Here is a 25,116-nt window from a genome sequence, read left to right on the forward strand (position 1 = left end):
TCCCTGAACTTAGGGAGAAATATACCTATACGGACGATTTGGTAGTGCCATTGGCTATGCGTTATGTGGGTAAAGAATTGATGGGTAAAAGCGTGTTGGTCAGGTTTTGGGGTGATGCAAACCGGAAATATGGTTCAGGGGATTATATTTATGATTTAGGGATTATCCCGAAAAACAAAATTTCATTAGCCTACAGGATGAGGTGAGTGGTATGAAAGGTGCTATTTACGAGGTTGACTCGGGGCGCTTGGAAATGATAATTACAGCGCCACGGAAAGAAGATATTGATCTACAGTTGACAGGCCGGACAGGTTTCCGTGCTTACTATGGCGATGTTAAAGACGGTCAATATATTGTTGAGGGTAGTCCAGTCCTCCGCCCAGTTATGGGTTTAACGGTTTCTTCCACTGAACTAACGATAGCCAAAGTACTCAGGGTAGATAACATCCCAAAAGGCACAAAAGTCTTCCATCCCGAGGGCGAGGTAGTTGTTGATGACGGGTTTATCGAATGGTATTCAGTAGAGCCTGGCACTTACCTGTTCCGCTTTGAAAATTTCCCTTACATGGAGGAGGAGATAAATGCCGTCGTTAGGTAAGCACGACCCTCTTTCCCAGAGGCAGGCTGATAAAAGCCTGATCAACCAGACCCGTGACCGGCTCGATAATGAGCCGGTTTTGGTTTCCGGGGTTTTGATTCAGTGTAATGATGAATCCCTTCACCGGCTGCGGGAAACCATCGAGTTCTTTGATGACCTGAAACAGGACGACGGCACAGTGAGCTGGAAGCTGGCAGATAACGGCCTGCTGCCCTGTAATCGGGAAGAGCTGCAAACCCTGATGATTGAAACCCGCAAAGCCCGCGCCCTGCGATTCTCCCGGCTTCATGCCAGAGCCAACGAATTTAAGCAACAGATCGACTCAGGCCAGACAGTCACCCTTCGGGATATTGCCGGAAGCTGGTAATATATCCAGTGCTGTACAAATAAACAGCCACTCAAGAATAATTATGACCCCAGAACATCAACACGCACTGCTCAGGCACTGGCTACAGGATGAGCCTCACGCTATTGATCTGGCCTACCAGTTTGTGGCGATCAGCCAGATATGGGATGACCTGATCGACCGGGATAAGCCGGTGGACAACGACGCCATTAACCGCATGATGCGGTATGCGCTGGTCGAAATTCCGAAAAACCCCTTTTACCAGACCCATATCCAGAGCCTGCACCCGGTACTGGAAGACCGTCTTTATACCTGGCTCGATGCTAATGCGCTGGAAGCCAAGGGCAACTGTCGGGACTTGCAGGTGAGCTACATCATACGTTCCGTTATTACTGACCTGATCATTCATTTGGCCTTTCTGGTGGGTGGCTTTGACTGGCGGCAACAGGCCGCTCTTGCCCTGCGTCAGGCGGTGTACCGGGACAACGAATCATTCTTTGACTACTGGAAGGAGCAGCGTCATGTGTATGAGCAGTGACTCACCGGACGTACCGGAAGCGGGTCCCATGGAACGGACAATGGTGGACTTGTCGGAGCGCCAGCTTCAGGACTACGAGCAGATGTATGACCCTCTTGCCCGCAAGATGGTAGACGACAGCAAGGAGCTGGGTACTGCGGCATTCCGTCAGCATACCGGCAATGTGGCAGCGGCAGCCGCACGACAGCAGTCCGGCACCGTGAATGCCAGTGCCGGGTCAGCGCCTTTGTTGAAGCAGGGGCTGGTCGAGCAGGGCATTGGTAAAGATATGGCTGTCGGCGGCGCTGTCTCCCAGGGCGATATGCTCAGCAAGAGTCAGGAAGTGGTGGGCAAGCTGGGTATGGCGCAACTGGGCAGGGGGCAGTCGCAAACCGCCTCACAGACCTTTGGTAATGTGGCAGCAAATGAGTACGCCGAGAATATTGCCGAGGCTAACGCCGACGCCAGTAAGAGCGCTGCCCGGTCTTCAGCTGCCGGAACCGTGGCAGGGATTGGGGCGGGCTACTGGCTGACCAAACCGCAGACCCCTTCTGTCAACATGCAGGGACAGAAGAAACCCCTGTACGACAACCCCGCCTTTATCAAAAACTTTTAACTGCTCTTTAGCAAGGAAGGCTGATTATGTGTATGGAAGTTGAAGCCGCAACGGATCATACCCTGCAAAACCGTCAGGCCGAACAGGCTAAAAAGATCGACAAGAACTATCGGGAAGTGTTTCAGCCTCTGGAACGTGAACTGGTGGGTCTGGCCATGGATGACAAGTTTGTCGGAAAGTCTGCCAGCGACGCTTATCAGGCAGCCGGTAAAGCCTTTGACGCAGGCGAGGGCAGCACCGCAAGAGGGCTTGCAGGCTTTGGTATGAACCTGACCCCTGACCAGCAAAAGGCACTGGACTTTAAACGGGCGATGGGGCGCAACACCGCCACCATGGGCGCAGCCAGTACTGCACGACAGAACGCTGAAACCCTTCAGGGCAATATTAAAAGCAACATGCTTTCTATTGGCCGGGGTGTTCAGGCGCAGGGGCTGAGTGGACTGAATCAGGCAGCGGGTATGGAGTCAGGCCGTAATCAGGCTAGCCATAATGCCGCAGGACAGAAAACTTCCCAGAACTACCAGACCGCCGGAACCATTGCCACGATTGGAGGCTTGGCGATGTTTTCCGAACGGAAGAAGAAAAAGAACATCAAGCCCCGCAGCGATGAGCAGGATATGGCCGACGTGCGTCGTATTGATAACCACGAGTACGACTATAAGGAAGGCATGTCCGGCGGTCGTCGTGAACAGGGGCATATTGGCCCCATGGCCGATGACGCCCCCGCCAGCATTTCCGACGGCAAGACTATTGATATTGGTGATATGCAGAGCCTTGGGCTGGGTGCCATTCGCAATCTGGATAAACGACTGAAGAAGATGGAAGGGAGATCACAGAATGAATCCTAATGCCTTTGCCGATGGCGCAGCCCGTGGTCTGGGTATGTTTATGCAGGTTCAGGGACATAAAGACCGGCAGGAAGAGAAAGCCTATAACCGCAAGATGCAGAAACAGTTGTTTGATATGCGGCTGGAAGACCGGGAGTATCAGCGTGGCCGTGATAAAGTAGCGGATGAACGTCATCAGGAAGGTCTGGACTACCGTAACAAGCGTGATGGCGTTATGGATCAGCGTTATCAGAACACGCTGGATTACCGTGACAAGCGTGATGCTATTGGGGATAGTCGCTGGCAGCAGAACTTTGATGCAAGCAAGGGCATCAGGGCATTGCAGACACAAAACCTGCAAGGACAGATAAACGACCGAAAGCGGAAAAATCATCAGGCCAACATAAAGAGAATTTCCACCGCCTATTCACTGGCATACAAAGAGGGAAACGTTAACGCCATGAATGCCCTGAAGCGGGCATATATCGGCGCATGGAACACTAATCCCGCACGTCGGCAGGAGCTACAGAAAGGTGCTGCTGAAGGTCATACCAAAGTTATGACTGATCTGGATGAACAACCCGGTGGACGACTGTTGCCGGAAATCACCACCTACGACCAAGAGGGTAATGAAGTCAGTGTCAGTGCCTTGAGCCGTGACCGTAGCAGTCGTCCGGATGACCCCTATATGACCGTGGATCGTGATGCTATTTTTGGTGACGTGATGAATGACCCGGATATGGCGGAGTATATGATTCGGGCTGAATCAGCGCTGAATGGGATATCGGACAAAGGCAGCAATCAGTACCGGAACGTTGCCCGCTATAACGAATTTGGCGAGCGTGAAGGGGAGGACGTTTACCTGATTGACAAAGAGCGGGGCGGTCTGGTGCCGATGCCAATCCTTGGTCAGCCTTCAAGACCTGTAAGACAGCCCGCACCAAATGAGCTACCTGAAGGCATGACAGCTCAACATATTGCCTCATTCCTCAGGGCAAACCCCGGAGCTACCCGTAAAGACGCTATTAACGCATGGACGGCCAGATAATGAGCGACAGCAAGTTCACAATTCCTGACGACTGGGGTCAGACAGAAGAGCAGAAACCAGCATTTAATATTCCGGATGAGTGGGGGGAGCCTGAGAAAAAAAGTAACCAGCAAGGTTATGGAGCCGACTTGGTTGATGCGGCACAACAGGGAGCCTATTCCGGAACCGCTGATCTGGTGTCCGGGGTAGAAATGCTGCTGGGTGGTGACGGTGAAAACGCTGTCACTGATTATTTACGTGAAAGGGCTGACCAGCAGTATGAGGAAATGTCGGATTCCGGTCGTGAAGCCATGCAGGGGTTTGGCTTTGAGGCTGATGAGGATAGTGTCACAGGGTATGGCCTGAAAGACAGCAGTTCATTGTCAGGGTTTGGCCTTAACCTTGCTTCTGGCCTTGGTAGCTTTGCCCCGTCAATGGTGCCGGGAGGCGTTGCGGCCAAGGGTATTTCTGCCTTTACCAAAGGCAAGAAAGCTTTTGACGTGGCTAATAAGGTAAGAAAAGCAAAAGCCCTTGGCGACGCTGAAAAGCTCAGGAAATTAAAAAAACTTGAAAGTCGTATCGACAAGGCCAGCAGTGCTACCGGGTTTGGTTTAACGGGTGGCGCAATGATAGGGGGAGGCGGTGCAGAGCAGGCCAGGCAGAATATTTTAAATGCCAGCCCTGAAGAACTGCACACACTCCCAAGATTCCAGTCGCTGGTTCGACAGCTGTCTGATACTTCTGAGCCTTTGACAGAAGCAGAAGTATTCCGTCTTGCCAGAGATGAGTTGGCGAACGAGATAGCAAGGGATGCTTTTAACAAATCCGCAGCCGTCGGTGCTGTTTCAATGGGTGTAGCGGGTCCCATTATGGAGAAGACCATCAGAGGAGGGACCGGTCTTAGTGCGTTTAGAAATACACTGGCAGGTTCGGCAACAGAAGGTCTTCAGGAATTTTCCGAAGGTGTTGGTCAGACAGCTTCTGTGAACCATGCTTTAAATGCAGCAGGAATGGAAAGAGATATTTTTGAGGGAGCCATTGAAGATGGACTGACTGGCGCTGTAGTTGGCGCGGGTGTCGGTGGCGGTGTAGCTTATGGCGGTTCCAAGATTAATCAGTTCCGGTCGTCTTCCAGAACGCCTTCTGAAGCCGCAGAACAGGCACGACAGGAAGTTAGGGAACAGGGTGGCGATGCATTGCAGCAGGCACAGGCTGCCAGTGAGGCGGCAGGCAGCATTCTGAAGCAGCAATCATTCCCGGCAGAACTTGACACAGAATTCAATGTCATTGAAGAGAAGGCAGAGACACCTTCAGGGAGTCTGTCTTTTGATGACTGGGGACAACAGCAAGGCTATAACCAGACAACCGAAAGCGTACAGCATCTTGATAGCAAGAATTGGTTCGGGCAACTGGAGCAAGATCGTAGACAGAAGCCAAGGGGCGTTGTTGAATACTTTCCACCTTATGCGACGAATGCAACCTCACAACCCGACCTGTCAGAAACAGCACCGCAAGCTAAATCCTACACCTATGAGAATGGGGTTAATTACCAGAGCGAATCAGCGAATGGTCTGGGTTTGGCCCCATTCACCGAAAACTACCAGCCTGACAACACGGTTGAATACTCCAAGGCTGATGAACTCAGCCGGGGCATTGAAACCGATATTCAGCAAAGGGCTGAAGCTGAACAACTCGCTGCTGAACAGCAGGCATTGGCACAGCAACAGGCGTTTGATAAGGAAATTGCCGACGTACAGGCTGAGAGCCTGCCGGAAAGAGAGCAGGCATTGCAGCAGGACTACCCGCTTCAGAAAGTCGCCGGTCTGCCGGACAGTCGTCTTGAGTCGCCCCAGTATCGGGAGTACCTGACCGAAGTCGCTGATATAGCCCATCAGGATACAGTCGCCAGTCGTCGTAAGAATCTGGACGACGATGAAACCGTATTGATGGCGATCCGTCGTCATAAGGGTCTGGTACAGGGCAGTGTAGAAGACACCATTGTTGAAAGTCTGAAGTTCAAACTGAAAAGCAAAGAGCTGAAAGGATTGCCCAGCCAGTACCTGAGAAAGAACGGCGGTATGACGCTGGACGATATGGCAACGGCGCTGTATGAAGATGGCTTTAATATTGATGGTCGGGAAATGACCGTTAATGAACTGAGTGAAGCCATTGATAATGAATTGTCCGGTCGTCCAATGTTTGCAGACTTTCAGGGGCGCTCCCTGACCGACGACCGCTACACGCCCAAGACTGTCACCAACCGGATCACTGAGCCTGCTGTTAAGGCTGCTCTGAATGGTGAGCCTCTGTCACCTGTGTATCAGCGGGAAATCACCCGCCTTCTTAACGAAGCGGAGAACGACCCGGTGTTTGAGGCGCCTGCTTTTTTAAACGAGCAGGAAGCCCGGATTGAGCAGGAAAGACAGGCTAATGCCTTGCCGGAAGGGTGGTTTGAGCAGTGGGAGCCCGTAAACTTTGAAGAAGCTGATGCTACTATAGGAGTGGACAGCAAGGACTTTAACGATGCAGACTGGAAATTAATCGCTGAAGCACAAGAACAAATTCTGCTTGAAGAGGCTGCACTTCACGAACAGCAGAACACCATTGAGGAATCTAACCTTGAAAGAACAGCAGGACAACTCTCAGCAAGAACAGAAGCCAACCCTGACACCGAAGCAGGCGAAAGCGTACGCCAGAGCGTTAATGAACTCCAGGAAGAAGCATCAGCAAGCCAAACAGAACCAGAAGTAACCCCTTCTGATTTCTCCCTTGAAACCCAGACCGAAGCATCCCTTCAGCAGCAGGCCGAACAACAGCAGGCGGCTGAAGCGGCAGAGCGTGAAGCCCAAAAGCAGGAACAGCAGAAAGCCGAAGCCGACAGGGAGCGTAATGATTTCGCCCTGACGGGTTCTGATTCTGTGTCTGACCAGGCAACTGCCAGAGGTCAGGCCGACCTGCTTTCTCCATCAAATAACGATCAAATAAAGAAACCCGCAGAAGACAAGGCTTCTGAAGCGGACAGCACTGAAAAAGCAGCCAGTCAGCAAATAGAAGACTTCGGTGAAAAGATCGGCGGAGCCCGAAAGGATGTCTGGTCAAGCTATCGGGAAAGCCTGTCAAACGATGTTGACGTGGAAGCTCAACCCCTGAGCAAAACCTTTCCTGAACCGAATTATGAAAAACTCCATGAAGCCGGTGCCGATATTCAGTCGCTGGCGATTATTGCCGCCCTTCGGGCAGATATTCCCGCCAAGCCCCGTCGTACCTACAAGCTGAAAAGCTGGGCTGAGAACGTGGAAGCGGCAAGACAGATCGCCAGTATGCTGGTTGACAGTCAGGTGTCTTCTGACCGTGTACTGGAAGCGATGAAGCAGGACGGCAACGCCCCGGAAGGTGTGATCAATATCATTCCGGTTCTGGCAAAGCTGGAGCCCGGACAACTGAAAGCAGCGGCAGGGTTCAGGATTCGGTCAGGCTCTTTCTCTATCTTCAATGGCCAGCAACGTAACCCCGGTAAGCCGATCTATTACTTGCAGGACAATAAAGGCAAGCGCAACCATTTTGACCTGTCTTCTGAGAGTCTGACGGAAATTCAGGAGCAGGTACTGGGCTTTATTCGCGGGCAACTGGAAGCAAGCCCCGGCAGGAAAGGACGACAAACCCGCTTTGACGTGTTCCGTACCCGTGGCAGCAAAACCTTCTGGGTCGGTAAAAAGATTGCGTCGGGTAAGTTTGTGACATTGAAAACCGGCTTTGACAGTGCCGGTGAGGCAACGAAGTTCCTGAAGGAGAATCAGGACTGGCTGGAACAGGAGTTGAAGCGCAAGAAGGATGTGCCGGCGCATCGTCGTTCAATCAATCAGGATCGGCAGGGGCTTGATTATCGTGATGGGCAGGATGTTTTACCGGAAACCTTTTCTGAAGCTTTTAGTTTCCGTGGGGTGGAGTTCGGTAATTGGGTTGAACAGGGACGCCGACAGAGTGATTTGAACCGGGCTTATGATGCTTTGCGGGATTTGGCAGATGTGCTGGGCATTCCCACACAGGCTCTATCCCTGAATGGCGATTTGGGGCTGGCTTTCGGAGCCAGGGGCAGAGGTGGCAAAAGACCAGCAGCTGCTCATTATGAGCCTGACAAAATAGCGATCAATCTAACCAAGAACAACGGCCCGGGCTCTCTGGCTCATGAATGGTGGCATGCCCTTGATAACTATTTTTCCCGCAAGCGCGGCCAACCGGGTGAGTTTATCACTAACAACCCGAAAAAAGGCGTATTTAAAAATAACAAGTATCAAAGGGATGACAGTGTTCGCAATGAAGTAGAGGACGCATTTGATGCGGTTGTCAATGCTATTGAAAATACCGGACTGCCTGCCCGATCAAGAGAGCAAGATGCGACACGCAGTAAAGATTACTGGTCAACAGTTATTGAGATGACCGCCAGAAGTTTTGAAAACTACGTCATCCAGAAGCTTGAAGCCAGTGGTTTTCATAATGATTATCTTGCCAATATTGTTTCAGAGCAGGAGTTCGGAGGGACGCCTGATAGCTACCCTTACCTGACCGCCAAAGAAAAAGAGTCTGTTACCAGGGCGTTCGACCAGCTGTTTGCCAGCCTGAAAACCGAAGCTACTGACAAGGGCGTCAAGCTGTACCGTCTGGGCAGTGGCAAGGGCATCAAGTTGAACAATGCCCGTCTGGTCGCCCACCGGATGAAGAAGGAGCTGGGTGTAGGTGTTGAGGCGGTGGCCACGGAAAGCGATCTGCCTGACCATCTGCAAAGTGAGATTCGCAGGGATAGCGTTAGTGGTCGTGTAAAAGGGATTTACGACCCGGTGTCGGGTAATGCCTTTATTATTGCTGACAAGCTGGACGGTGCCAGGGATGCGGTTAAGACCCTGCTACATGAGCTGGTCGGTCATAAAGGTGTACGACTGGCGTTAGGCACTAAGCTGAACCTGAGCATGGCTGGTATTTACCGGGATATGCCGGCGGATGTACGACAGACGATTGAAACGGAGTACGCTAGCCAGCTGGAAGGCTTGTCTACCGGCAAGCGCAAGATGCGGGTAGCAGAAGAGTATGTTGCCCGGATGGCAGAAAGTAACCCGCAACTGCCATTAATGAAGCGGCTGTACAGCAAGTTGAGGCGAGTGCTGCGCAATGTTCTGCCAAGCATTAAATGGACGGATGCCGATCTTGTGGAGCTGGTGCAGGCGGGGAAGAGGGCTTTGCGTAAATCGGGGAACGACCGTGGAGAAAGTCTTTACTCTCTGGAATCGGCTGATGCAGATTCTGCTAATGGCTCAGGCCAGCAGGGTAGCCGGTCGGATTTCATCGTCACCCCTGAAACCTGGCAGGACCTGTTTATCCGCAAGATTCAGGATAAGTTCAGGCCGCTGAAACGCACTCAGGACGCTCTTTCCGTGAATGGTGCCTCGCCTCTGTCGGAAGAGATGGACACCTATCTGGCTGAGGAACTGTCCCACGGCAGGATTGAAGAATCCCTGCGACGGTTTGAGAACCGGCATGTTCGCCCCCTGGCACGAGCCATTGCGGAATCGTCCGTAGAGCGTGAAGAACTCGACCTGTACCTTTATGCCAGACACGCACCGGAGCGTAACGCCCATATCGCCCGCATCAATGACAAGATGCCCGATGGCGGTTCGGGTATGACCAATGCCCAGGCGGCAGATATTCTTGCCCACTTTGATGCAGAGGGTAAAACCCCGGAGCTTCAGTCACTGGCGGACAGGGTGTACCGGATCAATAAACAACGACTGTCCATTCTGAACAGTGCCGGACTGGAGCCCAAAGAGGTACTGAAGAGCTGGAACCGCTACCAGAACTATATTCCCCTGAAGGGCAAGGGCGAGCAGGTAGAGAGCGCAGTCCACCGGCAGAATACCGGACGCGGGTTTGATATTCGCGGCAGGGAATCCATGCGTGCCATGGGGCGGCGCTCAATGGCGGAAAGCCCCCTGCTGCATTCACTGGCAGCCTATGAGGAAACGCTGGTTCGTAAAGAAAAGAACGAAGTGGCAAAAGTTTTCCTGAAGATGGTGCAGGCACACCCGAACAAGGATTACTGGGAAGTGTTCAGTGAAGATCATCTGGATACCAAGCGCCTGTTTGATCCACGCACGGAAAAAGTAGTTGATCGTAAGAACCCGCTGATGAGGCTGGACCGTGACAGTTACTTTGCGGTGAAGGTGAACGGCAAGGAACACTACATCAAGCTGGCTGATAAACAGCTGCTGGCGGCCATGCAGAACCTTGGGCCGGAAAAGCTGGGTGCTGTTACCCAGATGTTGGGCCGGGCGAATCGTTTCCTGGCATCCCTGAACACCAGCATTAACCCGGAGTTTGTTATCTCCAACTTCAGCCGGGATATTCAGACAGCAGTTCTGAATGTCATTGCTGAGCAGGATTTAAGCGACGGTCGTATTAAGGGGCAGCAACTGGCGACAGAGGTCGTTAAGGATATACCCAGCGCCATGCGGGGCATCTGGCGCAACCTTCGGGAAAAAGACGGCGAATCCACTGAGTACCAGAGGTGGTTTAATGACTTCCGGGAGGATGGCGGCAAGATCGGTTTCTTTGGCCTGAACGACTTTGATGTGCAGGCCAGGCGGATCAAGGAATTGATTACGGTGGCTGAAGGGGGCAATAAAGGCCAGGCTCTGGAAATGTGGGGAAACCTGCGTGACCTGGTTGAAGACAGCAACGCTGCCGTGGAAAACGCTGTACGACTGTCGGCTTACGTCAATGCCCGTAAGGCTGGCGTCAGTCGTAAAAAAGCCGCCAGTCTTGCCAAGAACCTGACTGTTAACTTTAACCGTAAGGGAGAGCTGGGTGTTTATATGAACGCCCTGTATATGTTCTTCAATGCGGGTGTTCAGGGTACGGCACAGTTTGTCCGGGTGATGAAGTCCAAACGGGCGCAAACTGTAGCGGCAGGTCTGGCGGGTGCGTCCCTGCTGCTGGCTGAATGGAACCGAATGGTGTCCGGTGAAGACGACGATGGTGAGAACTGGTGGGACAAGGTGCCGGATTATGTGAAGGAGCGTAACCTTGTCATTATGAAGTGGTGGAAAGACGACGGTTCTTATATCTCTGTGCCGCTGCCTTATGGTTATAACGTCTTTCATGTGGCGGGTATATTGACGGATGACCTGATCAGGGGGCAGAAGTCTGTTCCTGAAGCGGCGACTGAAGCCGTTAAGGCGTTGCTGGGAGCCTTTAACCCGATTGGTTTGCAGGATTCTGAAAGTACTGAGAAGGCAGTTATTAAGAGCGTGTCGCCTACGGTGCTATCCCCCGTCGTACAACTAGCCGTCAATGAAAACTTCTACGGTGCGCCGATTTATAAAGAAGGCTTCCCGGGGGCAACCCCAAGGCCGGACAGTGCTTTACCCATGAAGTCTACCAAGACCCTGTTCCGTGACCTTGCTACCTGGCTCAATGAGGCCACTGGTGGCACAGGCTTCCGTAGCGGCTGGGCGGATATCAGCCCGGACAGTATTGAGCATCTGTTTGAGTTTGCCACGGGTGGCGCGGGTGCTTTTGTCGGTCGTACGTTTAATGCGGCATTCGGCGATAAAAAGCTGTCCGAACTGGAAGATCGGGAGATCCCGTTCTGGCGCAAGCTCAATGGTACGGTGTCGGAATACCGGGATGTTCAGACTTTCTATGACCGACTGGACGAGGTGAACCAGTACCGGGATGAGCATAAGTCACTGCCCGCCAGCGAACGGCAGGAGTATCGGGCGGAGTATGACCATTACCTGAGACTGTCCAGCATGGCCCGTCGTACCCGTAAGCGACTGAGAAAGCTTCAGGATCGTATGGACTTTGTAGAAAACAGCGACAGGCCGGAAGCGGAGAAGGAAGCCTTGCTGGAACGGTTACGGGAACGGATGAACCGGGAGGTGGATCGGTTTAATGGGGAGTATGGGGAGTTGGTGGAGTAGGCTTTTGCCTACTCTCAGCTGCCTTTTGCTTGCAGCCAGTCCAGATAGAAGTTAAGAAATCTTGGCTTTGTTCGTTCAGAGATTTGCAGGCCGTGGCAGACTCTGGCAAACAAGTCAGTGTGCAGTGTTTCAAATGGCTGAAAAACGCCTTTCTTAACGCCGTTGACTATCTTGTCAGCAGGGACGATCTGAATCCGGCTGTAATCAACAAAGCTCTTTTTGGAGATAAAAGAATGATCGCCGGGGTAGAGTACGCAACTGTTGTCATAAGGAATACCTTTTTTCACGGAAGACAGACTGACAATCAGAACCAGCTTCTCGTGAGTCACCGGGTCAGTCAAAAGGATGAACAGGTGCTTTAAGTCTTTTCGTCCATCGACTGGGGTAGGTATCAGGAGCGTTGCGCGTTGTACGGGAAAAAACAGCTTCATAAAGAGGCAAATATATCATCCACTGATTGCTTGGAATAAATTTCAGCCTGAAGCTCTTCGGCTTCTTCCGGGGATTTCCCCAGAGCCTGAAATACGTCTTTATAGCGAAGGGGCAAACTACTGCCTTTTGGGTCTTGCCACTCAGGGCATTCATCGTGGGTATAGTCGCTGAGATCATACTTGTGCATGTGACCGAACTTATCCCATACCGCCTGAAGGACTGAGACATCAGCCTTGCTTAACTCGTCGAGATCGGTAAGCGTTATTTTATCTTTCCTGAGATCGACTTCATAACCCGCCCGGTCGCCAATCCAGTCTTTCCAGCCATCGACGCTGGAAGGGGCAGAGTCGTTGATATGGTTTAGCGTACGAGACAGAACCGGTCCGTGATCCAGAGAAACCATCAGGTCGTAGGATATCGGATATCCATACCGTTCCATTGACTCACGATCAGCCAGGTAAAGCAGCTTCATTAACTTCAGCACTGACATTCTTCCCCTGTTCCTGAGCAGGAAGTATGCGGCCATCTGTGCTGCTAACCGATCATTGAACATGAATACGTCACCTGATCCTTTGTGTTTCTGATTTTGGGGCAAATGATTGTAGGAGGTCAACTATATTTGTCAATGCAATTATAGACCGCTATCTGCCGGAGAGGTTCAGAGTTTAGCTATGGAGGGTGAAAAGCCCGGGTTGTTCCGGGCATTTATCCTCTAATTTTTATATAGCAACAGACCAGTGATGATTTTCCGCTTTCAGAATTAGCTGCTCAATAGCGGCAGTCTCTTCATTTTCTGCCAGCAGTCTCAAAAAGAAGCTGACGTTGCTGCTTGTATCAACAGACTCCAGATACAGTGTGCGTAAAACTGCGTCGGATGTTCTGGGGATAACTGTCTGGTCCTTTTCCCATCGGGCAACAGTCTGGGTATCAACGCCCAGAATTTCTGCCAGATGCTTTTGAGACATACCCATTTCGACACGCAGGAATCGGATTTCCTGACCTTCCAGCGTACTTTTCTTTTCTGTAACGTTTTTAGCGATAACCCGGTGCAGGCCGTCTACGTCTTCGATGCCTACATAGGTATCACCATCAATATTCTCGACTTCATAGCCATCTTCCAGATAGATGTAGGACAATCCGCATTCTGTATAGTGATAATTCATTTTCAGTCCTCCATCGCTTATTTAACGATGACTGTTACCAGGTAAATGCCAGGTCGATCTTCCGGCCTGCGTACATCAATCACAAGCTCAATAGTGTCGCCAGAAGAAAACCCCATGAGATTAAACTTCCATGATCCCCTTGGGGTTTGGCAAGGGCTCTCTGTGATGTAGCTATGCCGAGACCTGAGTACATCAAAAACTTGCCTGTTAGAAACGCCCCGCTCAAGCATTCGCTCTTTGGCGTGCTGACCAAATCGCACATGCTGGGTATGGTTAGCGGCCAGATCGCGCACAATAGACAAAGCTGATTTCGGCTTGAGCGGAAATTCTTTTATAGTGAGAGGCTTTTTAGCGTCCATTACTTACCTATCATTTTGATAGCTAACAATATGATAGTTTATTTTATGCGGATGTGAAATGAATTTACGATAAAAGCCGAACCTCCAGCCACTCAATCAGCTTCACCACCTCCCGGTCTGGCAACCTCAGAAGCAAAAACAGCAAGCGCTGGTGAGCGGGCGACCCTATATCAACCCCCAGTAACAGCCAGTCAACAGAAGCCCCGGTAACCTGGTGAATAGCAACCAGTTCATTCATGGATGGCGTGGTCTTGCCCCTCTCCCATCTTGACCACTGGGCAGGGTTCCTATTGACCCGCCTTGCCATCTGCCCCTGGCTTTTCCGGAATGCCTTTCTTGTCTCTCTCAATCTCTCGCCGAATGTATTCATACAACTGCACCAATGTATCGTGTTGGCCTGTCAGAGCCGAAGGTGAGCCTAAAAAATTGCACAGGTCGCATTACTTTCATTGAAACCCTTGCGTCTTGTGCAACTGTGGACAATAAGGTGATCCAGATCAGCTTTTTATTCAGTACAGCTGCAACTATGGGCTACCAGTACTAGAAACAAATAATATAAATACTGTATAAATAGACAGTTTAAAAACTGTATGTAAGAACAGTAGTACATGGAAATAATAATAATGAAGTATGACCCGCTAGAGCGCCTTATCGAACTGGCAGAGTATAGCCATAGCGTTGCCAGCCTGTGTGAAAAAAACGACCTTGAGCAGAAGCTGACGGATCGTGAGCGAACGATGAAGGAGGCGCTGGAGAAAGTCAGCCAGGAAGCTGCTGAACTGGCAATAAGCCTGAACCCGATTATCAGCGCAGAGACCGGCGAGTGGGATTGGGGTGCCGGGCGCTGACAAGTCAACACGCGACCCCCTGAGTATTACCCGAAAGCTATTTCTCAGGACACCCGACCCAATGTGCCGTTTGTCCTGTGGGATGACGTTCCCACCGTGCTCGGTTGTCAGGCCGGAGGTGGAATGTAGAGGATGCCAGCTTGGGTGAATCACGGCAAGCACCTGAAGCTGCTTGCTTGTCAAAAGTGTGAAATTCAGGCTGTGTGCTATAGTGCGATGTACAGTATAAAAGTAGTGCCTGTCGTACAAAAATTACAAATTACAAACGGCCTCTTCACCCCTTAAAAATCAAGCACTTAGAAAATTCTCAAATTACAAAAAATGATCGTAACTTATTGAAAAATAAGGAAACTGCCTATCCGCCAGCTGGATATGTCCCCGCTGCTGGCTGAGTCTGTGCGCAGAATCAGCAATGCAGAATCCATCAGTGCCATGTTCCAGTAATCACATCGACTGAAACCGCACCAACAAAAAAGGCGTAGTGAAGTTTTACTACGCCTTTTTTGTTGGTGCGGCATCCGGCATCACTCTGGAGCCGGTTGGAGTAATTAATATTGGATTGCTTACCAAGGCAGTATATTACCGGGTCAGTTTGATGCGTAATCGCTGAATGAAATAAAAAATGCAATATCTTGAATGTTATATAGACTTGTCTAATCGCTAATAAAAATTAGCGGCCAGTCGTATTTAATTGTAAATCAAGAGTGCATAATGATAATCAACCACCAACGAAGAACTTCAAGTTTAAGCCTGCTTACTATTGGGTGTCTACTGGCTTTTTCTTTTATTGGTAGTGAAAATCTATACTCAAATACACAGCTGATAAGTCAACATTGGAAGCCCAGTCTAAATCTCGAGCTGACAGGGCAAAATTGGCAGCTCAATGAATATCCTGAAAATGTTTGCTCTCAGTTTATATCCGAAGAAAGCTGTACTGCTCAATTGTCAGGTGTTCTGCAGTCGTATCATGAAAAGATTCCCCATCTTGTAAACCATTACAGTCAATTAGAATTTTATAACAAACAAAAATCTCTTGAACCAGGAAACGGAGGAGGGTTTAAGATTAAGAATTACGGTCGTTCGTCCTCTGCATTTTCAGCAAAAATGTCTGCTGACGGAACATACACGCAGAAAAGAGTTTTGCGAGAACAACAGGGTTCCTCAATCGAGCCCATCACTAAAAACCAATCATTTACCATTCCGCCTGAACTTAAGCGTTCTGGTTTTGTAGTAGTCAGTACTGACTCAAGATTTAACTATGGAAGTGAGAATGAAGATTTTAAAATAAATATTAATAGTGCAGGGAAAACATTAACTTTTTCTTTTTATGCTAAAAAGAATTACATCCAGTTGAAAGAAGTAAACCTGTTGACTCAAGGCGACAGTTCAGGCTCTGAAATAACTAAATATATAATAGATGATCAGGATACAGTAGAAAGGTGTGTATGCGATGTGGGTTTTATTCGCTACGAGTGGTCTAAGGAAGGAAATGCTACCTGGTATAATCTGTATTTAAACAATCAGTCTGTTTTCTTTGGTTTAATCACCGATTTTCAAGCAAAAATCGTGTTCATTGAAACTGACAAACCTAAACTGATTACTTTTAGTGCATCGTGAAAACCCACGTCCTATGGACGTGGTCATGAATGGTTGGCTCCGCCTGCCATGAACTACCCATGCTACTCCTTATCTCTGAGTTGTCCCCACAACTACTAGAGATAGGAAGTAGCATGAGTAGATTTGAAAAGTTAACGCATGTCATTTGGCATTGCCAATATCATATAGTTTGGGTGCCCAAATACAGGTTTCGAGTCCTGACCGGAGCCGTGAAAGCCGAGGTTCATAACAGTATTCAAGTATTTTGTAGTCAGCTTGGATGTACGGTAGTGGAACTGAACATCCAGAGTGACCATGTGCATTTGCTGGTAAAAGTGCCGCCGAAAGTTTCGATATCGACGCTCCTGGGAACGTTGAAGGGGCGAACAGCTTTGAGGCTGTTCACGAGATTTCCGTACCTCAAGAAGAAACCATACTGGGGCAATCACTTTTGGTCAAAAGGCTACTGTGTCGATACTGTCGGTGTAGATGCAGAAATGATCCGTAAGTATGTGAAGTACCAAGAAAAGAAAGAACGTCTCCAACAGGAGATAGACTTCAGGAAATAACCTGCAATCTTGGGACAACTCTCACCAGCCTTCTCTGAAGGCTGGCGGTTTCAGCCCCCTTTTAGGGGGCATAAAGCAAAACCACGTTCTAAGAACGTGGATCATTTACTTCCCTACTCTACAGAAACAGTTAAAAAGGTGCGCGTAAAAGATACCGACTATCACGATTTGAGCAGAATGCCTATTGGCGACTGAGGCTCATAAAAGCCAGATGTTCGGTGTTTTGTCGGGAAGGCAGCATTTACCGTAAATCCGAAAGATGGGTTTGGCAATTCAGCCGGTTTGTGGGTATGATACGTCGCCTTTATATCAGCCGCTGTTAAACTCCCATAGTCTGGTCGCAAGATTGATGTGGAAGGGCGGCATTCTGGAGAAAGAAAATGTCTGAAGCTATTACTCTGAACGCTATTGTGCGTAAAGATGTAGGGAAAGGTGCGAGCCGCCGCCTGCGTCACGAAGATAAAGTACCTGCCATCATCTACGGTGGTGAAGCTGAGCCTGTACAGGTTACCCTGGAAGGCAAGGCTATCCGTAAGGCTCTGGAGTCTGAATCCTTCTACTCCCAGATCGTTAACCTGGATATCGAAGGTGCTGCTCAGCAGGTTATCCTGAAAGACGTTCAGCGTCACCCGGCGAAAGAATTCGCTATGCACATGGACTTCCTGCGTGTAGACGCTACTCACGCGGTAACCACCCACGTACCTCTGCACTTCATCAACGAAGATGCCTGTGTTGGTGTTAAGGCTGGCGGTGCTATCACCCACGCTCGCGTTGAAGTTGAAATCAAGTGTCTGCCTGCTGATCTGCCAGAGTTCATCGAAGTGAACATGGCTGACGTTGAGCTGGGTGGTCACGTACACCTGTCCGACCTGGCTCTGCCAGAAGGTGTACAGCTGGTAGCTATGCTGCAGGCCGAAGGTCATGATCTGGACGTTGCCAGCGTACAGAAGACCCGTGGTGCTGCTGAAGAAGACGAAGCTTCTGAAGAAGCTGGCGAAGAGTAAGATTCTGTCTTACTGTTTCCAGCAGTAATAGCTCTGGTTGAATTCTGAGCTGTCGAAAACAGCTTTCATTGCTTAAAGTGATGAAAGCTGTTTTTTTATGTGTAGAATTTATACGTTTTCAGACTGTTTTCAGGAGTGAGTTTCGATTATGGCTAAACCATCAGAGAACGCCATCCAACTGATTGTGGGCTTGGGAAACCCGGGCGCTCAGTACGATGATACCCGCCATAATGCTGGCTTCTGGTTTGTGGAAGAGCTGGCACGTGCTTACGGTGCTGTCCTGCAACCAGAAAAAAAGTTTTTTGGCCATGCCGCACGTATTTCCATCAACGGTCAGGATGTCCGTTTGCTGAACCCGACAACGTTTATGAATCGCAGTGGGCAGGCCGTAGGCGCTCTGGCCACCTTTTATAAAATTCCGCCCCAGTCCATTCTGGTGGCGCACGATGAGCTGGACCTGCCTCCCGGTGTCGGGCGCCTGAAGCAGGGGGGAGGTCATGGTGGTCATAACGGGCTGCGCGATATTATTGCTTCCCTGGGGAATAATAAGGACTTTCTGCGCTTGCGACTTGGAATTGGTCATCCGGGGAACAGTAAGGAAGTGGTGAACTATGTGCTGAACAAGCCGGCAGTCGCTGATCGCCAGAGAATTGATGCGGTGATTGATGAGGCGGTACGTGTAACGTCTGAAGTCGTTAACGGTGCGCGGCAGAAGGCGGTTCAGGAGTTGCACACCTTTAAAGGCTGAAGGTTAGAATGGGTCAGCTGGCCGAATCCCGAATCCCGAAGCCCGAAGCCCGAAGCCCGAAGCCCGAAGCCCGAAGCCCGAAGCCCGTTGTTGGGTGCTGGCTGAGGGGTTCGGTCTGTAAAATAATTACTGCTTTTTTGAGAGTTCAAGCTCTGGCAGTTCCCAATGGCCTGAAGTGGTTTTTTGTTTATGCCTTTTTAGTGCCTGATCAACCAGGCGGCAGACTAAATCTTCAAACTCAATGCCCGCATGTCGGGCGCTGTCCGGGAACAGGCTGGTGGGTGTCATGCCGGGCAGGTTGTTCAGTTCCGCCAGAATAGGGTCGCCAGACTCCGGTACAATAAAATCGGAACGGCTGATATCCCTGCAGCCAAGGCCGGTATGGGCCAGCAGGGTCAGTTCCTGCACACGCCTGTACTGTTCCGGTGGGATGGGGGCGGGGATAATATGGTCGCTCATGCCCGGGTTGTAACGGTATTCGTAGCTGTACCAGGCTCCGTCACAGGTGGTGATTTCGATGACGGGCAGAACCTGTGTTGTGTCCAGCTCAAGTACGCCAGCGGTGATTTCCCTGCCCACTATAAATTCTTCAACCAGCAGTTCATGGTCTTTGCTGAAGCTTTCGCGCAGGCAGGCTTTCAGTTGGTCATAACCCCTGGCGAACTGGATGCCGATTCCGGAGCCCTGAGAGAACGGCTTGATAATCACTTTGTCGCCCAGTTGCTCCAGGCAGTCGTTGACGTTCTTCTCAAGGTCATCTGAGGCGTAGATCACAAGGTCCTTTGCCAGCGGCATACCCAGATGGCTGAGAATCCGTTTGGTGGTCACTTTGTTCAGGGCGTTGGCGCTGGCCTGCGGGCGGGAGCCTATGTAGGGAATCCCCATCACTTCCAATAAACCCTGAAGGCAGCCATCTTCCCCCTGTGGTCCGTAAGTGGCGGGGAATACGACATCGACTTCATGCCGGAGTAGTTGCTCAGGCAGTTGTTTATCCAGCTCAAGCTGGATAGCCTTGCCGTAGTGTCTGGTCAGTGACGGCATCAGCCGGTTGGCAGCAATGCGTGAAACTTCAGCTTCCGGAGAGGGGCCGCCGCTGATAACCGCCACGGTTTTATTCTTGTCAGGCATTGAAAATCTCGTCGCTGTTTCTTTATTAAGAGCAAACTGGAAATAAAATAGTGCAGCAAAAGATTAGTACAACCTTCGCTGTCTGTCTGGTTGATTAATACAGCCTCTGATATCTATGGCATACTTCCTCTGCTAAACCGGCCAGCCGAAAAAACATGAATTCCATTCTGCAACTCAGACTGAGATTGCTGTACACTCGTGCAATTATGAAATCCGACACTGAAGCTTCCGAGGCCTATGCTCCGCCAGGTTAATAAAGAACCATGGTTCATCTCTGGGCGGTAGCGTGGGTGTGATCAGGGAGTTGGTGGGGGCTCTGTATAATGTCATTCCGCTATCCGCTATCCGCTATCCGCTATCCGCTATCCGCTATCCGCTATCCGCTTCCGATCTGTTATAGCGGTCACTGAATTGTGGTCAAATATGGGTGTGTCGGGTTAATTTGTAACGCTTAACCGAATCTGGCTAAGTTCTTTGTAGAATCAAGGTTTCGCAGAAGTCTGGTGTTGTGTGTTATGCAGACAAGAAGGTAGTTCTTGGGAAGTGTGAGTGTTATATGGGCTCACCAGATTTATTGTGAAAATTTGTACTCGTTTGGGGCTTTGTAGAAGTCTATTAAGCGTTAGATTTTTAGCAAACAATGGAGTTAATTAAATGTCAAAAATTTCTCTCAATATGGAAATGGGAAATTTAATCTGTAGATTTGGAACTAAGAAAGTTTTACTAGATTTAGTCAATGAAATCGTTTTACCTGGATTTTTAGATGATACTCTTGTTCGTTCATATGGTAAAACAAGTTATTTCTTTCATGATGTAAAACCAGTACTTTTAAACGAAAAAGGTAAAGAGCCAGTAGTTGCTGTAATTGGAAGATTAATTAAAGATACAACTTTAGAGCGAGAGCAGGTTTTTGAAAAAGGAAAAGGTATTGTTAGAAAGACTGGTGAAATGGCTTCAGCGCCATCTGCAATGTTTTTATTGATTCTAAATAATCATAGATTAATCTATGTTCGAGAAACTAAAAATGCTCCAAAAATGGAAACATTTAGAGCAACTCTTCTTTCTTTTCTGCGAAATAAACATAAAAGCTATATTGATGCTTTACATAAAGAGAATAAATCGAAAAAGGTTACCAAAAACAAACTACTAGACGATACACCAAGACCCACAATAGAACTTATTCCATTAACCTCAGATGAAGATATTGAAACATTTGTCAAAAAATATGACGTATTGAAAAGTGTGGAAATTTCTCTTTCTGACAGAAATGATGAGAGTGACAACGACCCATTTTTTGAAGCAATGCAAAAGCGCAAAGATGCAATGGGTAGTAAAAAATCCACTATAGTACATAGTAATTCTAAGGGACTTGATAAAGCTGAAGTAATCGTAGAAATAAGTGAAGCTACAGAGCAAGGAAATCAAATTGTGAAATTAAGTGGTGTTGATTGCAGTGGTGATATATTAAGAGGCAACAACGAAGAATTTCAATTAAGAAAGCATGTTGAAAAAGTTAGCAATAATAGCCAAAAAGCTGCTAATGAGCTATTTACATCATTTCAAGAGCTTGTTGAAGATGGATTGGTAAAACTTCCACAAACATCCGAAAAGGCGAAAAAAATAATAGGTTCACTTGTTCAGAGGTTATTCTAATGAATTCTGCCAACTATGAAGCAAAGGAGTTAACTAAAGAGAAAAAATTGTGGGATATTTACTGGGCTTCTAGAAGATTACCACATAGTAAATTCAATATTATTACAACATTGCTTGTCTTCATTGCTTTGATTTTAAATTCTTGGTTATCGCAGCAGCCTGTAGATGAAACATTGGCATTCGTTAGAAGCTTAGCTGATAGTGGTTTGTCAATATCGTTAAGTACGCTCGGCTTTTTATTATCGGGTTTCACGATATTTGCTACGATCTCTCAACCAACTTTATTTTTGAGAATGTCAGAAATACAAAACCCAGAGAGTGGATTATCATATTTAAAGCACAATTTTTTCATATTCCTTAGAGTATTTATATATTACATTGCTTTTGCAACACTGTGCCTGCTAGTAGCAGTACTTGGGCATAGTGGAGGTTTAATCTCACTACTCGCATCGTACTCGCCACACCCAGTTGAAGTAAAATTCGCTTTAGTGAAAATATCCTACATAGTGATTTGCACGTCGTATTATTTTTTATTAATGCAACTAAAATCATTTGTATTCAACATTTACCACGCTGTTATGACTTCTTTACGATGGGTAGCAGAGGGGTACGAGTAAAAAAAATCTAACGAATAAGGATAGATTGTGCGCAGCCGCAATCTTATCCGGTTGTTGAACAAGCCTGGCCTTGACAACTGTTCAACAAATGGCTCAACAAATGCTTCCAGTTCGTTTCGTTCGCTGCGCGTACCCGACCGCCTTCGGCGCACAGCTTAACCGGTGTTATGTTGCAAATCAAAGTACAGCAAATAATCGATAGACTATAATTTGCTGTCGTATATACATTGGAGAAATATATAAGTATGAAATTTACTATTGAAGGTAATGATTGCATGCCTCCGCTTTCAGGAGGTTATTTAATCATTTTACTTGATAACAAAGAAATACATGTTGTTAGTGTTCCATCTCCAAATATATTTGCAGATAGGCATCGAGACAGCATTTCAGAAAATCACGATGAATTTGAAGACCCTGATGGCAATGGATTTGCAATATCAGTATGGTCTTCAAATATTGGTGTAGAATGGCAACTAGATATTACATCAAAAAACAATAAAGAAAGCTTAAAAGATCGTATTGGTGTGGAGTATCGCCCAAATGATTTCTGACCATTGCAAAAGTATTTTTTATGAAGAATTCTGTTCTGGAATAGAAGTAATAGAAAGCCAATGTAATGATGAGTTCCATAATAAGTTATATTTTTCAAATGTAATAAGCTTGATGGAAAAGTATTTGTATGACCTCTTCATACATGAAATATCCTCAAATAGAAAAGCAATTGTAAGATTAGGGACGCAAAATAAATTTAGAACTGAATCTCTGAAAATACCTTACTTACTTCATCATACAGTTGAAGAGTATTTGATTAATGCAATGAAAAACATGGTCTGGCATAGACTTAACGATATTGATGTTTTGTTCAAAAATGTAATTGGTATAAAGATTAATATAAGTACAACACTTCTTGAAAATCTGAACATAAGACATCATATCATCCATAGAAATGGTTACGATCTTGAAGGAAATAAAGTATTAATTGAAGATCAGGATTTACAAAGCTGTATAGCTTTGGTCGACTCTTTTGTATTTGATATAGATAAAAAATATCAGATTCAGGGACAAATGAAAAAATTGTAGGCCTCTGCATAAGCAACATAACGCCTGGTTCAGCCGCGTGCCGAAGGCACGTCGGGTGGAGGGGCGCAGCCCCGAAACGAACTGGAACCATTTGGTACGCCCGGCATGGGCATGAACTTATGGGGTGAAAGTCCCCTGTGGGTAAACCAGCATCGGATCTGGAGCCGAATAAGCCCACCGATGATAACCACTAGCTTAAGGCAAGTGCAATCTCTCGAGGGATTGTGCGGAGGCAGTCTGACTGCAAAAGTGCGAGCCGACGGACAGAAATCGCATACAAGGCCGAGCCTCGTGGGTGAGTGAGCCAAAGATCACAAAGCCCTCTGGTTTGAGAGACACGGTAAATGCGGCGGTTGTGTACTGAAAGTTCATGCTCTTATCCGGGGAGGTCTGTTCAACATGCGATTGGTCAATCCCAGTTCTCAGCCACTGGTTACAACAGGCTCGGCGGACAGGGTTAATCACCCTGTTCGAGCAAACCCGGTGACCACCAATAGCGCCTGCAGAAGTAATTCTGTGTGGTGATTGAACAGAAGTCAGCAGACGTCATAGTAGTTGTTCGACAGAAGTCGTTAATCCGATTGGAAGTCGTCAACGAAGGACTGAACACCGATGAAAAGAGGAGACTGATTCCCTCAACACAGTGCAGCCGTCCGGTGACTCACTGGAGTTGGCGAAAGAATCTTTAACCAGCTTTGAACCACGATCTACTGAGTTGCGCACTGGAACCAGCCAATTTGCTGAAAGCATGGAAACAAGTCAGAAGTAACAAAGGGGCTCCCGGAATAGATGGGATCACCATTGAAGCCTATCCTGACTTTGCCCGTCAGCACTGGCCTTCAGCGCGCCAAGCCTTGCTCAATGGGACTTACAGACCATCTCCCGTCCTTCGGGCTGTTATAGAAAAGCCCGATGGTGGAGAACGGCTGCTGGGCATCCCGACAGTTATGGATCGAGTGATACAACAGGCCATTGTGCAGGTATTATCACCCATCTTTGACCCTGACTTCTCTCCCAGCAGCTTTGGTTACAGACCGGGAAGGTCTGCACAAGACGCTGTACAACAGGTTAATCAATACATTAAGCAGGGGCTGCATCAGGCGGTTGATGTTGATCTGAGTAAATTCTTTGATACTGTCAGCCACGATGTTCTTATGTCGAGAGTCTCTCGCAAGATTCACGACAAGCGTCTGTTGAAACTGATTGGCCGCTACCTTCGTGCTGGCGTCATAATTGATGGGCAATGCTACCCAACCTGGGTAGGTATGCCACAAGGCGGTCCACTTTCACCGCTGCTGTCGAATGTCCTTCTTGATGACCTGGATAAGGAACTGGAATACCGGGGACACTGCTTCGCACGTTACTGCGATGACTTCGTCGTACTCGTCAGAAGCCAGCGAGCCGGTGAGCGAGTGATGGCAAGCATCACCCGCTACCTTGAGCGCAGGCTAAAACTGAGAGTAAACCCGACAAAGAGCAAGGTAGTGAAAGCTACCGAAGCTGAGTTCCTGAGTTTTACCTTTACAGGGAAGCGAATCCGCTGGTCGGAGAAGAGTCTGAACCGTTTCAAGTGGAAAACCCTGAAACTCACTGGCCGAAGCTGGGGAGTATCGATGGAATATCGCTTGAAGAAGCTGGCCGAATATATCCGGGGCTGGATGGGTTATTTCAGGATAACCGAATATTACAGTCCCATACCGCGACTGGATCAATGGATACGTCGGCGGATTCGCTGTTGTTTTATCAAGCAATGGCGAAAGCCGAAAACCCGTTACAGAAATTTAATCAGGTTAGGTGTTGATCACATCAAGGCCGCCTCGATTGCAGTCAGTAGCAAAGGGTATTACCGGCTAAGCAAAACCTATGCGGCACAGTTAGCATTAAACGACAGTTCTCTCAGTAAACTCGGGCTTGTTTCCCTGAAAGACTTGTGGATCAGGTTTCACCATCCTCGGTGAATCGCCCGGTGCGGACCCGCACGCCGGTGTGGTGTGGGGGCTGGAGGTTAGAGACCT

24 protein-coding genes are annotated in these 25,116 nt (G+C 48.6%); 18 read left to right on the top strand and 6 right to left on the bottom strand.

Going from position 1 to position 25,116, the window contains the following annotated elements:
• The 8 genes from NX722_RS00005 to NX722_RS00040 all read left to right on the top strand — a co-directional run.
• A partial coding sequence (locus NX722_RS00005; protein ID WP_265442319.1) for a hypothetical protein occupies positions 1-206 on the top strand: 206 nt, incomplete at its 5' end.
• A gap of 5 nt (positions 207-211) precedes the next feature.
• Positions 212-598, top strand: coding sequence for a hypothetical protein (locus tag NX722_RS00010; RefSeq protein WP_262566147.1), 387 nt, complete (start codon positions 212-214; stop codon positions 596-598).
• On the top strand, positions 582-965 hold the full coding sequence (locus NX722_RS00015) for a DUF4376 domain-containing protein (RefSeq protein ID WP_262566148.1): 384 nt from the start codon (positions 582-584) through the stop codon (positions 963-965). The genes NX722_RS00010 and NX722_RS00015 overlap by 17 nt, the downstream gene beginning before the upstream one ends.
• A gap of 43 nt (positions 966-1,008) precedes the next feature.
• Entirely contained in the window at positions 1,009-1,482 is a 474-nt protein-coding gene (locus NX722_RS00020; protein ID WP_262566149.1) for a hypothetical protein, read from the top strand.
• Entirely contained in the window at positions 1,466-2,077 is a 612-nt protein-coding gene (locus tag NX722_RS00025; protein WP_262566150.1) for a hypothetical protein, read from the top strand. The genes NX722_RS00020 and NX722_RS00025 overlap by 17 nt, the downstream gene beginning before the upstream one ends.
• Positions 2,078-2,103: 26 nt before the next feature.
• The gene (locus NX722_RS00030; protein WP_262566151.1) at positions 2,104-2,925 is read left to right on the top strand and encodes a hypothetical protein; all 822 of its coding nucleotides are present in this window, start codon (positions 2,104-2,106) and stop codon (positions 2,923-2,925) included.
• Positions 2,915-3,952, top strand: a complete 1,038-nt coding sequence (locus tag NX722_RS00035; RefSeq protein WP_262566152.1) for a hypothetical protein — start codon at positions 2,915-2,917, stop codon at positions 3,950-3,952. The genes NX722_RS00030 and NX722_RS00035 overlap by 11 nt, the downstream gene beginning before the upstream one ends.
• Positions 3,952-11,904 carry an LPD38 domain-containing protein gene (locus tag NX722_RS00040; protein ID WP_262566153.1) on the top strand — a complete coding sequence of 2,651 codons (7,953 nt, stop codon included), beginning with the start codon at positions 3,952-3,954 and terminating at the stop codon, positions 11,902-11,904. Before NX722_RS00035 ends, NX722_RS00040 begins: the two co-directional genes overlap by 1 nt.
• A 14-nt stretch (positions 11,905-11,918) precedes the next feature.
• Here the strand turns inward: NX722_RS00040 and NX722_RS00045 are convergent, their stop codons facing one another.
• From NX722_RS00045 to NX722_RS00065, 5 genes are all read right to left on the bottom strand, one after another.
• Positions 11,919-12,335, bottom strand: coding sequence for a hypothetical protein (locus NX722_RS00045; RefSeq protein ID WP_262566154.1), 417 nt, complete (start codon positions 12,333-12,335; stop codon positions 11,919-11,921).
• The gene (locus tag NX722_RS00050; protein WP_262566155.1) at positions 12,332-12,889 is read right to left on the bottom strand and encodes a Panacea domain-containing protein; all 558 of its coding nucleotides are present in this window, start codon (positions 12,887-12,889) and stop codon (positions 12,332-12,334) included. The genes NX722_RS00045 and NX722_RS00050 overlap by 4 nt, the downstream gene beginning before the upstream one ends.
• A gap of 166 nt (positions 12,890-13,055) precedes the next feature.
• A complete protein-coding gene (locus tag NX722_RS00055; protein ID WP_262566156.1) occupies positions 13,056-13,499 on the bottom strand; it encodes a helix-turn-helix domain-containing protein in 444 nt (147 codons plus the stop codon).
• A gap of 17 nt (positions 13,500-13,516) precedes the next feature.
• Entirely contained in the window at positions 13,517-13,858 is a 342-nt protein-coding gene (locus NX722_RS00060; RefSeq protein WP_262566157.1) for a DUF4258 domain-containing protein, read from the bottom strand.
• A gap of 64 nt (positions 13,859-13,922) precedes the next feature.
• Complete coding sequence (locus NX722_RS00065) at positions 13,923-14,228, bottom strand: helix-turn-helix domain-containing protein (protein ID WP_262566158.1); 306 nt, start codon at positions 14,226-14,228, stop codon at positions 13,923-13,925.
• Positions 14,229-14,466: 238 nt separating this feature from the next.
• Between NX722_RS00065 and NX722_RS00070 the strand changes: the two genes are divergently transcribed.
• From NX722_RS00070 to pth, 5 genes are all read left to right on the top strand, one after another.
• The gene (locus NX722_RS00070; protein ID WP_262566159.1) at positions 14,467-14,706 is read left to right on the top strand and encodes a hypothetical protein; all 240 of its coding nucleotides are present in this window, start codon (positions 14,467-14,469) and stop codon (positions 14,704-14,706) included.
• 711 nt (positions 14,707-15,417) lie between these two features.
• Complete coding sequence (locus NX722_RS00075; protein ID WP_262566160.1) at positions 15,418-16,323, top strand: hypothetical protein; 906 nt, start codon at positions 15,418-15,420, stop codon at positions 16,321-16,323.
• A gap of 113 nt (positions 16,324-16,436) precedes the next feature.
• Entirely contained in the window at positions 16,437-16,871 is a 435-nt protein-coding gene (gene tnpA, locus NX722_RS00080; RefSeq protein ID WP_262564606.1) for an IS200/IS605 family transposase, read from the top strand.
• Positions 16,872-17,251: 380 nt separating this feature from the next.
• Positions 17,252-17,875, top strand: a complete 624-nt coding sequence (locus tag NX722_RS00085) for a 50S ribosomal protein L25/general stress protein Ctc (protein ID WP_262566161.1) — start codon at positions 17,252-17,254, stop codon at positions 17,873-17,875.
• Between the two features lie 148 nt (positions 17,876-18,023).
• Entirely contained in the window at positions 18,024-18,623 is a 600-nt protein-coding gene (gene pth / locus NX722_RS00090; protein WP_262566162.1) for an aminoacyl-tRNA hydrolase, read from the top strand.
• Positions 18,624-18,749: 126 nt separating this feature from the next.
• On the opposite strand, the gene NX722_RS00095 is transcribed toward pth, so the two are convergent.
• Positions 18,750-19,751 carry a D-alanine--D-alanine ligase family protein gene (locus NX722_RS00095; RefSeq protein WP_262566163.1) on the bottom strand — a complete coding sequence of 334 codons (1,002 nt, stop codon included), beginning with the start codon at positions 19,749-19,751 and terminating at the stop codon, positions 18,750-18,752.
• 654 nt (positions 19,752-20,405) lie between these two features.
• Here NX722_RS00095 and NX722_RS00100 point away from each other — a divergent pair.
• The 5 genes from NX722_RS00100 to ltrA all read left to right on the top strand — a co-directional run bounded on the left by NX722_RS00100 (position 20,406) and on the right by ltrA (position 25,059).
• The gene (locus NX722_RS00100; RefSeq protein WP_262566164.1) at positions 20,406-21,404 is read left to right on the top strand and encodes a hypothetical protein; all 999 of its coding nucleotides are present in this window, start codon (positions 20,406-20,408) and stop codon (positions 21,402-21,404) included.
• Complete coding sequence (locus tag NX722_RS00105) at positions 21,404-22,021, top strand: hypothetical protein (RefSeq protein ID WP_262566165.1); 618 nt, start codon at positions 21,404-21,406, stop codon at positions 22,019-22,021. The genes NX722_RS00100 and NX722_RS00105 overlap by 1 nt, the downstream gene beginning before the upstream one ends.
• A gap of 245 nt (positions 22,022-22,266) precedes the next feature.
• A complete protein-coding gene (locus tag NX722_RS00110; protein ID WP_262566166.1) occupies positions 22,267-22,572 on the top strand; it encodes a hypothetical protein in 306 nt (101 codons plus the stop codon).
• Entirely contained in the window at positions 22,562-23,101 is a 540-nt protein-coding gene (locus NX722_RS00115; RefSeq protein ID WP_262566167.1) for a hypothetical protein, read from the top strand. The genes NX722_RS00110 and NX722_RS00115 overlap by 11 nt, the downstream gene beginning before the upstream one ends.
• Positions 23,102-23,796: 695 nt before the next feature.
• The gene (gene ltrA / locus NX722_RS00120) at positions 23,797-25,059 is read left to right on the top strand and encodes a group II intron reverse transcriptase/maturase (protein ID WP_262566168.1); all 1,263 of its coding nucleotides are present in this window, start codon (positions 23,797-23,799) and stop codon (positions 25,057-25,059) included.
• Positions 25,060-25,116 lie beyond the last annotated feature (57 nt).

This window comes from Endozoicomonas gorgoniicola, from assembly GCF_025562715.2.
GTDB lineage: Bacteria > Pseudomonadota > Gammaproteobacteria > Pseudomonadales > Endozoicomonadaceae > Endozoicomonas_A > Endozoicomonas_A gorgoniicola.

What these genes read in the sequence shown, in the direction of transcription:
- NX722_RS00035 (WP_262566152.1), top strand. Translation starts at nt 2,915, where the DNA reads ATGAATCCTAATGCCTTTGCCGATGGCGCAGCCCGTGGTCTGGGTATG.
- NX722_RS00085 (WP_262566161.1), top strand. Translation starts at nt 17,252, where the DNA reads ATGTCTGAAGCTATTACTCTGAACGCTATTGTGCGTAAAGATGTAGGG.
- NX722_RS00110 (WP_262566166.1), top strand. Translation starts at nt 22,267, where the DNA reads ATGAAATTTACTATTGAAGGTAATGATTGCATGCCTCCGCTTTCAGGA.
- NX722_RS00115 (WP_262566167.1), top strand. Translation starts at nt 22,562, where the DNA reads ATGATTTCTGACCATTGCAAAAGTATTTTTTATGAAGAATTCTGTTCT.
- NX722_RS00105 (WP_262566165.1), top strand. Translation starts at nt 21,404, where the DNA reads ATGAATTCTGCCAACTATGAAGCAAAGGAGTTAACTAAAGAGAAAAAA.
- NX722_RS00040 (WP_262566153.1), top strand. Translation starts at nt 3,952, where the DNA reads ATGAGCGACAGCAAGTTCACAATTCCTGACGACTGGGGTCAGACAGAA.
- NX722_RS00025 (WP_262566150.1), top strand. Translation starts at nt 1,466, where the DNA reads ATGTGTATGAGCAGTGACTCACCGGACGTACCGGAAGCGGGTCCCATG.
- NX722_RS00020 (WP_262566149.1), top strand. Translation starts at nt 1,009, where the DNA reads ATGACCCCAGAACATCAACACGCACTGCTCAGGCACTGGCTACAGGAT.
- tnpA (WP_262564606.1), top strand. Translation starts at nt 16,437, where the DNA reads ATGAGTAGATTTGAAAAGTTAACGCATGTCATTTGGCATTGCCAATAT.
- NX722_RS00065 (WP_262566158.1), bottom strand. Translation starts at nt 14,228, where the DNA reads ATGAATACATTCGGCGAGAGATTGAGAGAGACAAGAAAGGCATTCCGG.
- pth (WP_262566162.1), top strand. Translation starts at nt 18,024, where the DNA reads ATGGCTAAACCATCAGAGAACGCCATCCAACTGATTGTGGGCTTGGGA.
- NX722_RS00050 (WP_262566155.1), bottom strand. Translation starts at nt 12,889, where the DNA reads ATGTTCAATGATCGGTTAGCAGCACAGATGGCCGCATACTTCCTGCTC.
- NX722_RS00060 (WP_262566157.1), bottom strand. Translation starts at nt 13,858, where the DNA reads ATGGACGCTAAAAAGCCTCTCACTATAAAAGAATTTCCGCTCAAGCCG.
- NX722_RS00015 (WP_262566148.1), top strand. Translation starts at nt 582, where the DNA reads ATGCCGTCGTTAGGTAAGCACGACCCTCTTTCCCAGAGGCAGGCTGAT.
- NX722_RS00070 (WP_262566159.1), top strand. Translation starts at nt 14,467, where the DNA reads ATGGAAATAATAATAATGAAGTATGACCCGCTAGAGCGCCTTATCGAA.
- NX722_RS00100 (WP_262566164.1), top strand. Translation starts at nt 20,406, where the DNA reads ATGTCAAAAATTTCTCTCAATATGGAAATGGGAAATTTAATCTGTAGA.
- NX722_RS00030 (WP_262566151.1), top strand. Translation starts at nt 2,104, where the DNA reads ATGTGTATGGAAGTTGAAGCCGCAACGGATCATACCCTGCAAAACCGT.
- NX722_RS00075 (WP_262566160.1), top strand. Translation starts at nt 15,418, where the DNA reads ATGATAATCAACCACCAACGAAGAACTTCAAGTTTAAGCCTGCTTACT.
- NX722_RS00010 (WP_262566147.1), top strand. Translation starts at nt 212, where the DNA reads ATGAAAGGTGCTATTTACGAGGTTGACTCGGGGCGCTTGGAAATGATA.
- NX722_RS00055 (WP_262566156.1), bottom strand. Translation starts at nt 13,499, where the DNA reads ATGAATTATCACTATACAGAATGCGGATTGTCCTACATCTATCTGGAA.
- NX722_RS00045 (WP_262566154.1), bottom strand. Translation starts at nt 12,335, where the DNA reads ATGAAGCTGTTTTTTCCCGTACAACGCGCAACGCTCCTGATACCTACC.
- NX722_RS00095 (WP_262566163.1), bottom strand. Translation starts at nt 19,751, where the DNA reads ATGCCTGACAAGAATAAAACCGTGGCGGTTATCAGCGGCGGCCCCTCT.